11 protein-coding genes are annotated in these 12,766 nt (G+C 66.2%); 6 read left to right on the top strand and 5 right to left on the bottom strand.

Features of this window, described 5'->3' with window-relative positions; all coding sequences use genetic code 11:
• Window positions 1–89 precede the first annotated feature (89 nt).
• Both ACQR10_RS15655 and ACQR10_RS15660 read left to right on the top strand, forming a co-directional pair.
• The gene (locus ACQR10_RS15655; RefSeq protein WP_316216676.1) at window positions 90–1,832 is read left to right on the top strand and encodes a type I secretion system permease/ATPase; all 1,743 of its coding nucleotides are present in this window, start codon (window positions 90–92) and stop codon (window positions 1,830–1,832) included.
• Window positions 1,829–3,169, top strand: a complete 1,341-nt coding sequence (locus ACQR10_RS15660; protein ID WP_315805212.1) for an HlyD family type I secretion periplasmic adaptor subunit — start codon at window positions 1,829–1,831, stop codon at window positions 3,167–3,169. The genes ACQR10_RS15655 and ACQR10_RS15660 overlap by 4 nt, the downstream gene beginning before the upstream one ends.
• A gap of 211 nt (window positions 3,170–3,380) precedes the next feature.
• Here the strand turns inward: ACQR10_RS15660 and ACQR10_RS15665 are convergent, their stop codons facing one another.
• From ACQR10_RS15665 to ACQR10_RS15675, 3 genes are all read right to left on the bottom strand, one after another.
• Window positions 3,381–3,863, bottom strand: a complete 483-nt coding sequence (locus tag ACQR10_RS15665) for a CinA family protein (RefSeq protein ID WP_315805211.1) — start codon at window positions 3,861–3,863, stop codon at window positions 3,381–3,383.
• Window positions 3,864–3,950: 87 nt separating this feature from the next.
• Window positions 3,951–5,261, bottom strand: a complete 1,311-nt coding sequence (locus tag ACQR10_RS15670) for an MFS transporter (protein WP_316216675.1) — start codon at window positions 5,259–5,261, stop codon at window positions 3,951–3,953.
• Window positions 5,262–5,380: 119 nt separating this feature from the next.
• Entirely contained in the window at window positions 5,381–6,301 is a 921-nt protein-coding gene (locus ACQR10_RS15675) for a transcriptional regulator GcvA (RefSeq protein ID WP_316216674.1), read from the bottom strand.
• A 114-nt stretch (window positions 6,302–6,415) separates the two neighbouring features.
• Between ACQR10_RS15675 and ACQR10_RS15680 the strand changes: the two genes are divergently transcribed.
• Both ACQR10_RS15680 and ACQR10_RS15685 read left to right on the top strand, forming a co-directional pair.
• Window positions 6,416–6,619 (top strand): DUF1127 domain-containing protein, encoded by a 204-nt coding sequence (locus tag ACQR10_RS15680; RefSeq protein ID WP_315805208.1) that lies wholly within the window; start codon window positions 6,416–6,418, stop codon window positions 6,617–6,619.
• Between the two features lie 77 nt (window positions 6,620–6,696).
• Window positions 6,697–7,293 carry a GNAT family N-acetyltransferase gene (locus tag ACQR10_RS15685; RefSeq protein ID WP_316216673.1) on the top strand — a complete coding sequence of 199 codons (597 nt, stop codon included), beginning with the start codon at window positions 6,697–6,699 and terminating at the stop codon, window positions 7,291–7,293.
• A 254-nt stretch (window positions 7,294–7,547) separates the two neighbouring features.
• Here ACQR10_RS15685 and ACQR10_RS15690 read toward each other — a convergent pair whose 3' ends face one another.
• Both ACQR10_RS15690 and ACQR10_RS15695 read right to left on the bottom strand, forming a co-directional pair.
• A complete protein-coding gene (locus tag ACQR10_RS15690; RefSeq protein ID WP_315805206.1) occupies window positions 7,548–8,249 on the bottom strand; it encodes an SDR family NAD(P)-dependent oxidoreductase in 702 nt (233 codons plus the stop codon).
• Window positions 8,250–8,344: 95 nt separating this feature from the next.
• Entirely contained in the window at window positions 8,345–9,364 is a 1,020-nt protein-coding gene (locus ACQR10_RS15695) for a glutathione S-transferase family protein (RefSeq protein ID WP_316216672.1), read from the bottom strand.
• Window positions 9,365–9,474: 110 nt separating this feature from the next.
• Between ACQR10_RS15695 and ACQR10_RS15700 the strand changes: the two genes are divergently transcribed.
• Together ACQR10_RS15700 and ACQR10_RS15705 are read left to right on the top strand one after the other, a co-directional pair.
• The gene (locus tag ACQR10_RS15700; protein ID WP_316216671.1) at window positions 9,475–11,259 is read left to right on the top strand and encodes an acyl-CoA dehydrogenase family protein; all 1,785 of its coding nucleotides are present in this window, start codon (window positions 9,475–9,477) and stop codon (window positions 11,257–11,259) included.
• A 220-nt stretch (window positions 11,260–11,479) separates the two neighbouring features.
• Window positions 11,480–12,568, top strand: a complete 1,089-nt coding sequence (locus ACQR10_RS15705) for a Zn-dependent alcohol dehydrogenase (protein ID WP_316182853.1) — start codon at window positions 11,480–11,482, stop codon at window positions 12,566–12,568.
• The last annotated feature ends 198 nt before the right edge of the window (window positions 12,569–12,766 follow it).

Consider the following 12,766-nt stretch of genomic DNA (forward strand, 5'->3'; position numbering starts at 1 on the left):
AATCAGTATATTTCGCCTTGTTTGCCGCCAGTTTGTGCCTTTGATCGGCGGTCATGCAGCCCATTTGATCAATTGAAGAGATGGTGGTGATGGCGGCCGCACCTCACGTGAGGCAATCCGAGCTCAGCGATGCCTTGCGCGGTTGCCGCAGCGCCTTCATCGGCGTCGGGGTGATGAGCTGCATCATCAACCTGCTGTATCTCACCGGCTCGATCTTCATGCTCGAGGTCTACGACCGGGTGCTGCCGAGCCGGTCCGTGCCGACGCTGATCGGCCTCATCATCATCGCCGCCGGGCTGTACGCCGCCCAGGGCGCACTCGACATGATCCGCAGCCGCATTCTCGGCCGGATCGGCACCGCGCTCGACGAGAGCCTGAACGCGCGGGTGTTCGACACCGTGGTGCGGCTGCCGCTGTCGGCGGGCGGCCGCAACGAGGGGCTGCAGCCGCTGCGCGACCTCGACAACATCAGGAGCTTCCTCGGCAGCCAGGGGCCGGGCGCGTTCTTCGACCTGCCGTGGCTGCCGCTGTATCTGGCGATCTGCTTCGCCTTCCACGTCATGCTCGGCGTCACCGCGCTTGCAGGGGCCATCATCCTCGTCACCTTGACGCTGATCACCGAATTCCTCACCCGCACGCCGGCCAAGGAGGCGATGGGGCTCGCCGCGCGCCGCAACGATCTGGTCACCGCAAGCCGCCGCAACGCCGAGGTCCTGGTCGCGATGGGCATGACTGGGCGCATGCTGTCGCGCTGGAGCGAGACCAACGAGAAATATCTCGCCGGCAACCAGCGCGCCAGCGATGTCGCCGGCGGCCTCGGTGCCATCGCCAAGGTGCTGCGCATGATGCTGCAGTCGGCGGTGCTCGCGGTCGGCGCCTATCTCGTGATCCACCAGGAGGCGACCGCCGGCATCATCATCGCCGGCTCGATCCTGAGCGCGCGGGCGCTGGCGCCGGTCGATCTCGCGATCGCGCATTGGAAGAGTTTCGTCGCCGCGCGCCAGAGCTGGCGCCGTCTCAGCCATCTGTTGCAGACGATGCCGCAGCGATCGGCGCCGACCCTGCTGCAGCCGCCGGTCGGCAAGCTCTCGGTCGAGGCCATCTCGATCGTCGCTCCGGGGGATCAGAAAGCGATCGTGCAGGACGTGAGCTTCGCGCTGTCGGCCGGCAACGGCCTCGGCATCATCGGTCCGAGCGCGTCGGGCAAGTCCTCTCTGGTCCGCGCGCTCGTCGGTGTCTGGCGTCCGGTGCGCGGCCATGTCCGGCTGGACGGCGCCGCGCTCGACCAATGGTCGACGGATGAGCTTGGCCGCCATGTCGGCTATCTGCCGCAGGACGTCGAGCTGTTCGCCGGCACCGTGGCGCAGAACATCTGCCGCTTCGACCCGAATGCCTCGGCCGACGGCATCATCGTCGCCGCCAAGGAGGCCGGCGTGCATGACATGATCATCAAGATGCGCGAGGGCTACGACACAGAGATCGGCGAGCAGGGCGCGGCGCTCTCCGCAGGGCAGGCGCAGCGTGTAGCGCTGGCGCGCGCGCTCTATGGCAACCCGTTCCTGATCGTGCTCGACGAGCCCAACTCCAATCTCGACACCGAGGGCGACGAGGCGCTGTCGCGGGCCGTACGCTCGGCGCGGGCGCGCGGCGCCATCGTCGTCGTCGTCGCGCACCGGCCGATCGGCATCGAGGCTGTCGATCAGGTGCTGGTGATGAAGGACGGCCGGGCCCAGGCGTTCGGTCCGAAGGAGACGGTGCTGGCGCAGGTGCTGCAGCCGCGTGCGCCGTCGCCGATCAAGATCGTCTCGGAAGCCGGAGTGGCGAAGCCATGAGCAGTCAGGTCATTGCCGGTCCACTTCCTGGCGGCCGCAAGACGGAAAGTGTGCGCGAGTCGATCCGCCGCCACCTGCTGATCGGCATGGGCGTCGTCGTCGCGGTCGCCGGCGGGTTCGGCGGCTGGGCGGCAACGCAGCAGATCTCCGGCGCGCTGATCGCGCCCGGCCAGATCGTGGTCGAATCCAACGTCAAGAAGGTGCAGCATCCGACCGGCGGCGTGGTCGGCGAGCTCCGGGCGCGCGACGGCGACGTCGTCAAGTCCGGCGACATCGTTGTCAGGCTCGACGACACCGTGACCAAGGCAAGTCTCGCCATCGTCACCAAGAATCTCGATGCGCTGCAGGCCCGCGCCGCGCGGCTGGAGGCCGAGCAGCGCGGCTGGGCCAAGATCCTGTTTCCGCCGCAGCTGCTGCAGCGCATGAGCGATCCCGAGGTCAAGAGCCTGACGGCGAGCGAGACCAAGCTGTTCGAGGTCCGCGTCAACGGCCGCATCGGCCAGAAGGCGCAGCTGCGCGAGCGGGTCACCCAGCTGAACGAGGAGATCGAGGGGCTCTCGGCGCAGGTCAGTGCCAAGGACCAGGAGATCGCGCTGGTGCAGAAGGAGCTCGACGGCGTGCGCCAGCTCTATGAGCAGCATCTGGTGCAGCTGTCGCGCCTGACCACCTTGGAGCGCGACGCCGCCCGCCTCAACGGCGAGCGTGCGCAGTTCATCGCGGCGCGGGCGCAGGCCAAGGGCAAGATCAGCGAGACCGAGCTGCAGATCATCCAGGTCGATAAGGACATGGTGAGCGAAGTGTCCAAGGATCTGCGCGAGACCACCGACAAGATCGGCGAGTTCGTCGAGCGCAAGGTGACCGCCGAGGATCAGCTCCGCCGCGTCGACATCCGCGCGCCGCAGGACGGCATGGTGCTGCAGTCGTCGGTGCACACCGTTGGCGGCGTCATCACCGCCGGCGATACCATCATGCTGATCGTTCCGCAGAGCGACGACCTGCAGGTCGAGGCCAAGGTCAACCCGCAGGACATCGACAAGCTGCAGGTCGGCCAGAAGACCCTGCTGCGGCTGTCCGCCTTCAACCAGCGCACCACGCCGGAGCTGAACGGCGTCGTCAGCCGCGTTTCGCCGGATGTCACCACCGACCAGCGGACCGGCCAGAGCTACTACACCATCCGCGTGTCGATGCCGCCGGAGGAGATCGCACGGCTCGGCGACGTCAAGCTGATCCCGGGCATGCCGGTGGAAGCCTTCGTCCAGACCGGCGACCGCACCGTGATCTCCTACCTGATGAAGCCACTGCACGACCAGCTGATGCGCGCGTTCCGGGAGAAGTGAGGTCGTCGGCCGGTCGCTGAGTGGCCACTGGCGGCGCCCCAATTTCGGTGTCATCCCCGCGAATGCGTGGATCCATAGCCACAGGCGGAAGTCGGTTTGCGCAGCCGGCGCAACACGCAGCCTGCCCCAAGACAGATCACGCGCTATGGGTCCCGGGTCGGCGCCCGCCGCCGCTTCGCGTCGCCGGGCTTGCCCGGGACGACAGCGGAGGCTATTCGCCGAGCTTCTCCAGCAACAACTCCAGCGCGCTCTTCGCGAAAAGACGCATATTGGCGAAGCGGTCGTTGCTGCCGCTTTCCAGTGTCACCACCGCCGACGCTGGCCCGGCCACGGCAAAACACGCATGGCCCGCCGCATCCCCGTAGCGATTGCCGGCAGGACCCGCGGCGCCGGTCTCCGACACTCCCCAATCAGTGGCAAAGCGCGTCCTGATCTGCCGCGCCAGCAGCTCCGCATACGGCTCGGACGCCGAGCGGATCCCTTTCATCGCGTCGTCCGGAATGTCCATCAGCACCCGACGCGCGTCGCGGGTATAGACCACGGCGCCGCCGAGGAAATAGGCCGAGGCGCCGGGCACCGCGAGCAGCGACGCCGCGATCAGGCCGCCGGCGGAGGATTCCGCCACCGCGATCGTCTGCTTGCGTGCGACCAGCCGCGCGCCGACCTGACCGGCGATGGCAATCAGTTCATCCATGGCAAACCTCACTCCGGCTCCCGCCGCACCGTCAAAAAAATGGGCGGCATCCGATGATGCCGCCCGCGACGTGAACAGACAACCCGATCAGGCGGCCACGGGTTCGCGCGCCGCGACCGCCTGGCGGCCGCCGCGATAGACCGTCATTGCCGCGATGATGCCGAGTACGGCGGCGCACATCAGCCAGTAGCCGGGCGAGGCCTTGTCGCCGGTCTTGTTGATGAGCCAGGTCGAGACCGCAGGCGTCGCGGTGCCGAACAGCCCAGCTGCCAGCGCAAAGGCGATCGAGAAGCAGGTGGTGCGGACATGCGCAGGCACGATCTCGACCAGGCAGCCCAGCATGGTGCCGCTATAGACGCCGAAATAGAACGAGAACAGCATTTCGACAGTGAGCAGCTTGCCGAAGCTCGGCGCCGCCGCGAGCCAGTGCAACGCCGGGTAGGCGGTGAGGAATGCCAGCGCCGCGATGGTCACGAGCACCGGCTTGCGTCCGATCCGATCCGACACCGCGCCGCCGACCGGATTCCAGAGAAAGTTGGTCACGGCGACCAGCAAAGTGACGAGCAGTGAATCCGACGCCGACAGCTTCAGCTGCTTGCCGAAGCCGGGACCGTAGACGGTGATGAAGTAGAACATCGTCGTGGTCAGCACGGCGATCATCATGCCGAGGATCACGATGCGCCAGTTCTCCAGCGCCGAGGCGAATACTTCGCGCGCGGTCGGGTGCTTCTTCATCGCGAGGAAGGCCGGCGTCTCCTCCAGCGTGCGGCGCAGGAAGAAGATCAGCGGAATGATCAGGCAGCCGATGAAGAAGGGAATGCGCCAGCCCCAGGCGGCCACCACGTCCGCCGGCATGGCCTGGTTGAGCACGTAGCCGATGACCGAGGCGACGAAGATCGCGACCTGCTGGCTCGACGACTGGAACGAGGTGTAGAGGCCGCGATTGCCGGGCGTGGAGATCTCGGACAGATAGACCGACACGCCGCCGAGCTCGACACCGGCCGAGAAGCCCTGCAACAGCCGGCCGAGCAGCACGATGATCGGGGCCGCGATGCCGATCGTCGCATAGGTCGGGCAGAACGCGATGACGATCGTGCCGATCGCCATGATGCCGAGCGTCACGATCAGGCCCTGGCGCCGGCCGATCTTGTCGACATAGGCGCCGAGCACGATGGCGCCGACCGGTCGCATCAGGGCGCCGAGCCAGAACACGCCATAGGCATTGAGCAGCGATGCAGTCTCGTTCTCCGATGGGAAGAACGCCTTGGCGATGATCGGCGCGTAGAAGCCGAACAGGAAGAAGTCGAACTGCTCGAGGAAATTGCCGCTGGTCGCGCGCAGGATCGCGCCGATGCGCGAATGGATCGTAGCCGGCTGCGGGATTGACGTTGAGGACACGCGGGGAGACTCCTACCGTCGAGAGGCTCGTGCGGAGGATTTCTACGCCGGCCGATGGGAAAGGTGCGACAATCTGCCACGTCGAGCCCTGGCGGCCAATAGCTTTGCGCCGAAGGAGCCTAGGCTTGAACAGAATTGGCGGCGGCCGATTTCTGCTGCATTGCACCCTTCAGCCATTGCCGGAACGCCTTCAGCTTCGGCGGATCGGTCCGACCCTCCGGCGTCACCAGATAGAAGCCGGCATCGCTCGGCAGCGTCATCTTGAACGGCACCACCAGCCGGCCCTTGGCGATGTCGTCCTGGACGTAGGCGGTCCGCCCGATCGCAACGCCGAGGCCGTCGATCGCGGCCTGGACGGTCATCAGCGACAGGTCGAAACTCAGCCGGCCCTGCCGCGACATCTCCACCGGCAGACCCGCCGCGGTCAGCCAGAGCCGCCAGTCGTCATCATAGCCGCCGCTGGCCTGCAGCAGCGTGTGATGCGCGAGATCCGCCGGACAGCGCAGCGGCTTTTCGCCCTGCAGCAGCGCCGGACTGCAGACCGGAAACAACTCGTCGGCCATCAGCCATTCCGCGCGCACGCCCGGCCAGTGGCCGCGGCCATAGCGGATCGCGGCGTCGACATCGTCCTTGCGAAAATCGACCAGGCCGGTCGAGGTCGTGATGCGCACGTCGATGCCGGGATGGGCCTCCTGAAAGGCCGTCAGCCGCGGTAGCAGCCATTTCGCCGCCAGCGAGGCGATGGTGGAGACCGTCAGCACCTTGGCGTTGTCCTTGCGGACCAGCCGTTCCGTTGCCAGCCGGAGATCGTCGAATGCGGCCCGCACCAGCGGAAGATAGTCGCGGGCCTGCGGCGTCAGCGCGAGGCTGCGGTTCTGGCGGACGAACAGGCGGATGCCGAGCTCGTCTTCCAAGCGCTTGATCTGATGGCTGATCGCGGTCTGCGTCACGTTCAGCTCGGAGGCCGCGCGGGTGAAGCTCAGATGCCGCGCCGCAGCCTCGAACGCCCGCAATCCATTCAGCGACGGCAGCCGGGCCATTCGCGGCCTCCCCGGTTCATGACGTTATTTCATCCGAACCGGTAGTAAATGTCGTTTGTAGATGAAGCGCAAGCGCTCGATATTGCAGCCTCAAGGAATTTTCAGGAGGCTTTCATGTCCGTCTACGTCTCCTCGTCAATGACGAAACATCATGGCCCGGGGTTCTGGTCCGGCGTCGTGGAGCTGCTTGCGGCCTGGCGCTTCCGCTACCGGACCCGGCACGAGCTCGCGCAGTGGTCGGAGCGCGACCTGCACGATCTCGGCCTGTCCCGCAGCGATATCGCCGCCGAGATCGATAAGCCGTTCTGGCGGGGTTGATCCCCCTCACTCATCCCGCCGCGCCGGCGCCGCTCCGCAAAGGAGGGCGCCGGCAAGCTTCCCGGTTGGAGCCGCGCATGCCGACGCCCGCCATTGCCGATCTCGCTGCCGGCTCCAACATCATTCACACGCGGCGCGGTGAGGAGGTGCGCCTGCGTTTCGTCACACCTGACGACGCGGAGGCGCTGCAGAGCTATGTTCGGTCCTTGAGCCAACGCTCGCGGCACAAGCGTTTCCTCGGCGCGCTCAACGAGCTGCCGAAGACGGTGCTCGAGGATTTCGTCGCGCTCGGCCGCAACGACCGCTACAGCCTGATCGCGACGATGGACCATGACGGTGTCGACGGCATCGTGGCCGAGGCGCGCTATGCATTCGATCGCGGCACCGGTCGTGTCGAGTTTGGCCTGTCGGTCCATGACCGCTGGCAAGGCCACGGCATCGGTCCGGCGCTTATCGCGAATCTGGACGGACGCGCGCTCGCGTTGGGTGGCGTGACCCTGTCGGGCGATGCGCTGCGCACCAACGACGTGATGATTGCATTGGCCCGCAAGGCCGGTTTCACGATCAAGCCGCATGCGGACGATTGGACCCTGGTGCGGTTCGAGAAGGCTCTGAGCGGAGCGGTGGCTCATTTAGTGGGGGCAGATTTACACGGGGTCGGTCGCGAGTCCTAAGTCCCAACGTCCGAGATCAATGGATGGATGTCATTACCCCGCCAAGGCGCGACGTCCAGTACGCCGCCGCCGCACCTTGTCACCAGCTATCAGTTGCGGTCACTGGATCGCCCGGTCACGCCGGGCGACGATAGGTTGTTACCATACGACCATCCATCCACGTCATTGCGAGCGCAAGCGAAGCAATCCGGAGTCCTTGCCCAGCCCTGGATTGCTTCGCTCGCAATGACGAGACTCGCGGGTCGCCTTTCGGCTCAAAACGTCTCGACCCATGGCCGCAGCTCCATCTCCCAGCTCCAGGCGCTGCGCGGCTGCTGCAGCACGCTCCAATAACTCGCGGCGATGGCATCCGGATCGAGCATCGAATTCGGTCGCTCCGCCGGCTCCTGGCGTTCCGCGCTCCTGATCGCGCCGTCGATGACGAAATGCGCGACGTGGATGCCCTGCGGCGACAATTCGCGCGCCATGCTCTGGGCTAGGCCGCGCAGCGCGAACTTGCCCATCGCGAACGGCGCCGACTGGGCGTAGCCCTTCACGCTGGCGGAGGCGCCGGTGAACAGGATGGCGCCGTGCTTGTTCGGCAGCATGCGCTGTGCCGCCTGCTGCGCCACCAGGAAGCCGCCGAAGGCGCTGATGGCAATCGACTGCTGCACGTCGGCCGGCACGAGATCGGTGAGCGCTCCGCGCGCCCGCGCGCTGGCGTTGTAGACCACGAGATCGGGCGCGCCGATCTCGCGCTCGACGATGCCGAACAGCCGCTCGACCTCCTCCGGATTGGTCGCATCGCAGGGGTAGGCGCGGGCGCCGGTTTCGTTGCAGAGCGCTCCGAGCTTCTCGATCTTGCGGGCGGCCAGCGCCACGCGGATCTTCTCGCGCGCGAACAGCCGCGCCAGCGAGGCCGAGAGCCCTTCGCCGGCACCGACGATGAGGGCGATCTTGTAGGCAGGGATGTCCATGGGCATGTCCTTGAGCCAGAGCGTCCGCAGACATCAAGCTAGTGCACCGGCGGCCGACTTCCTACGGCTCGTCCCCACATTTTTGCTGCGCGTCCTCAGGTGGGACGCGGCTGCAATCCGGCGAGGCAGCCGATCTCCTCCAGCACGACATCGAGCCGGCTGCGATCGTGCAGGAAGGCATATTTGCCGCGGAGCATCGCCAGCGAGCGCGCGTGATATTTCTGCGGCTTCTGCATCCACGTGAAGTCGCCGAACTGGACGCGAAAGGCATCGCGTTTCTCGGCCAGCGCCTGTTCATTGGCGAGCGTCCACGGCATGAACAGCGCGCCGACCTGGCGGGTCAGGATCGGCATCAGGGTCAGCGACAGTTCCGGCCACAGCTCGAACTCGCCTTCGGCGCGCGGCCACAGCATGCGGTGGATCCAGGCCAGCACGTGCGGCGCGCGGCCTTCGATCATGGCGCCCGCAGTCGGATCGGTCCACAGCTCGTAGAACTGGGCCCACAGTCCGAAATCGCCATAGGCCGGACGCCGGCCGAACAGATACGGCCTGACCGAGAGATGCCGTTCGAGCAGGTCGAGCATTTCGGCAAACCCCTGCTCGATCTGCGGCGCGTTGATCTCGTTCGAGCCGACGTACCACAGCCGCTCGACCATGCGCGCGCGGATCTTCTCGGCCAGTTCGCCGACCTCGATCTCGTCCGCCTTGGGGGCGCGGATGCGGGCGATGCGCCCGGCTGAGGCGCGCTGGTCGAGATCGCGGGCCCAGCGATAGTGGAACATCCACTTGTTGCCCCACTCGTCGCCGAACTCCTCGATCAGGGCCGAGATGAAGCTCGTCAGCGCGTCGCCTGGATGAATCGTCGGCTGCGGAAAGTCGAGCTCGAGCGCATCGATGATCGGCGTCGAATCCTGCATCGGCACCTCGTCGGGGGCGACCACCAGCGGAATGATCGGCAGCTTGGCGTGGCGTGCGAACTCCGCCTCGCTTTCCGCATTGCGCAATATCCAGTGATGCGGGATGCCCTTGTAACGCAGATACGATCGCACCTTGACCGAATAGGGCGACATCTCCGCCCCGAAGATGCGATAAACCTCCGTCGGCTGATTGGTCATGGATCTGCTCCCGGTTCGGCGCACGCCGCTGCCTGTTGTGTATCCGATCAGGCGCAACCTGTCGAAGAGTCCATCAGAGACTTGCGGAAACGAACGAGGGCTTAACGATCATGCATCAGTTCCTGAAGCGCGATGACGTGATGACCGGCGGCGCGAGGCCGGAGCTGCTGGCGCCCGATACCACCGGGCTCAACTTCTATCGCGCCGATCCGGCGCTCACCGACCTCCTGCGCATCCATCTGCCGGATGCGCTGTTTCGCCACCTTCAGCCGCATCTCGACCGGCTCGGCGAACTCGCCGGCTCCTATCTCGACGAATGTGCCCGCCTGGCTGACCGCCACGGCCCTGTGCTGCACCAGCGCGACCGCTTCGGCCGCGACGTGCAGCGGGTCGAGTACCATCCGGCCTATCGCGAGCTCGAGCGCGCGGCGTTCGGCGAGTTCGGCATCCACGCGATGTCGATCCGCAAGGGCATTCTCGGCTGGCCGACCAGATATCCGGTCACGGCCAAGCACGCCTTCACCTTCCTGTTCAACCAGGCGGAGTTCGGTCTGGGCTGTCCGATCAACGTCACCGACGGCTGCGCCAAGCTGCTGGCGAGCTTCGGCAGCGACGGGCTCAAGGCCAAGTACCTCGATGGCCTGACCCAGACCGACATGAGAAAGCTGACCCAGGGTGGCCAGTTCATGACCGAGAAGGAAGGCGGCTCCGATGTCGGCACGTTGACGACGGTCGCCGTGCCGGAGGGCGACCATTGGCGCCTGCATGGCGAGAAATGGTTCTGCTCCAATGCCGACGCGAAAGTGGTGATGCTGCTGGCGCGGCCACAAGGTGCCGAAGCGGGAACGCGCGGCGTCGGCCTGTTCCTGATGCCGCGCTTCCTCGATGACGGCAGCCAGAACCACTATCGGATCGTGCGCCTGAAGGACAAGCTCGGAACGCGCTCGATGGCCTCGGGCGAGATCAAGCTGGAGGGCGCGATCGCCTATGCGGTCGGGAGGCTCGATCGCGGCTTCGTGCAGATGGCCGAGATGGTCAACTCGTCGCGTCTCTCCAACGGCGTCAAGTCGACGGCGCTGATGCGGCGGGCCTGGCACGACGCGATCACGGTCGCGCGCAACCGCGTGGTGTTCGGAAAGCCAATCGTCGACCTGCCGCTCGGGCGGCGGCAGCTGCTGAAGATCCTGCTCGCGACCGAGCAGGCGCTGTCGCTGAGCTTTCTCACCGCCGACGCGCTCGACCGTGCCGAGGCCGGCAGCCAGGATGCCGCGGCGCTGCTGCGCATCCTGACGCCGACATTGAAATTCCGTGCCACGCGCGACGCGCGCAAGGTCTGCGGCGATGCGTTGGAGATGCGCGGCGGCATCGGCTACGTCGAGGAGTTCGTCACCGCGCGGCTGCTGCGCGACGCCCATCTCGGCTCGATCTGGGAAGGCACCGGCAACATCGTCGCGCTCGATGCGTTGAAGCGCGCCGTGGGCCGGCACGGTGCGGAGGCCGCGCTGGCCGCCGACCTGCATGCGCGTCTCGACGACAGTGCCGCCGTGCCGCAGGCCTGGCGCGATCAGCTGCATCGACTCGTGGATCGTGCCGTGGGCTTTGCGCGCGAGGTCGCGGGACGCGCCGACAAGGAGTCGGAAGCGCGCCGCGCCACCAGCCTGCTGTATCACGTGGCGAGCGCCGTCTCGACGACCTGGGAAAGCGCGCGCATCCACGCGATGCGCGGCGACGCACGGCGGTTGCTATTGGCGAAGCTCGTCGTCGATCATCGTCTGACGCCGTCCGATCCGTTCCGGCTCGCGGAAAACGAGACGGACGACGCGATGGCGACGCTGCTGCTCGGCGATCGCGTCGCAGGCATGGACGAGGTTGGCGAACTGATTTCGGCGGCGTAGTCTTGTGGAATGTCACGAAGATGGATCGCGAGCTCATGGCTTCTGCTTTGTGCGAGTGATGAGCGAACAGGCTGGGGGTACAGGTCCAATCATTTGCACCACCCGTGCGGCTGCCCCTCACCCCAACCCTCTCCCCGTGAAGAACGGGGAGAGGGAGCGCAGCGGCTACGTCGAAACAGCCGGGTAACAACTCACAATAAACAAGACAGGGAGAACGCCAATGAAAGCCGCCGTGCTGATGGAGGTCAACAAGCCGCTCGTCATCGAGGACGTCAGCGTGCCCAAGCCGGGGCCGCGGGAAGTGCTGATCCGCACGGCGGTGGCTGGGCTCTGCCATTCCGATCTGCATTTCATCGAGGGCCTGTATCCGCATCCGCTGCCCGCGGTACTGGGCCATGAATCCGCTGGGATCGTCGAGCAGGTCGGCGCCGACGTCACCTATGTGAAGCCGGGTGATCATGTCGTCACCTGCCTCTCGGTGTTCTGTGGCACGTGCGACAACTGCACCACGGGACGTCCGGTGCTGTGCACCGACACCACGGTGAAGATGCCGCCGGGCGCCTCCAACCGGCTGTCATGGGCGAGAGCTGAGAAGCTGCACCAGTTCCTGAACCTGTCGTCCTTCGCCGAGCAGATGCTGGTGCACGAGAATGCGATCGTGAAGATCCGCAACGATATGCCGCTCGACCTCGCCGCGCTGATCGGCTGCGGCGTCATCACCGGCTATGGCGCCGTCGTCAACACGGCGCGGGTGCAGGCCGGCGAGACGGTGGCCGTGATCGGCTGCGGCGGCGTCGGCATGGCCGCGATCAACGGGGCGGAGATCGCGGGCGCGGGCCGCATCATCGCCATCGACACCAATCCGGCCAAGCTGCAGCTTGCGACGAAACTGGGCGCAACCGACATCATCAATCCCACTGAGGGCGACGTCGTGGCCCAGGTGCGCGAGCTCACCAAGGGCGGCGTGCATCACGCCTTCGAGGTGCTTGGGCGCAAGGAGACCGCCGAGCAGGCGTTCGCGATGCTGGCGCCGGGCGGCACCGCGACCATCGTCGGCATGATCCCGTTCGGCCAGAAGATCGAGCTGCACGGCTTCGACTTCCTGCGCGAGCGCCGCATCCAGGGCTCGTCGATGGGCTCCAACCACTTCCGCGTCGACATGCCTCGACTCGTCGAGTTCTATCTGCGCGGCAAGCTGCACCTGGAGGACTGGATCTCCGCCAAGCTGAAGCTGTCGGAGATCAACGAGGGCTTTGCCAACATGAAGGCCGGCAAGACGCTGCGCAGCGTGATCATGTTCGATGCATGAGGGGCACGGTCGGGTGTGAGGAAGTTGATGAGGTTCGGCGGGTCTGCCTATTAGTCACTCGTCATGCCCGGGCTTGACCCACGGCTGTCCGGTTGAGGTTTTAGCATATACTAAGGCTCAGCTGGCGGTCGTCTCGGGTGAGAGACTGTGGAGGATCGAGCAGTCCATCGATCCTCCTGCGGTGCATGAGGTTTTGCG

This window comes from Bradyrhizobium sp. HKCCYLRH2060, assembly GCF_051168135.1.
GTDB lineage: Bacteria > Pseudomonadota > Alphaproteobacteria > Rhizobiales > Xanthobacteraceae > Bradyrhizobium.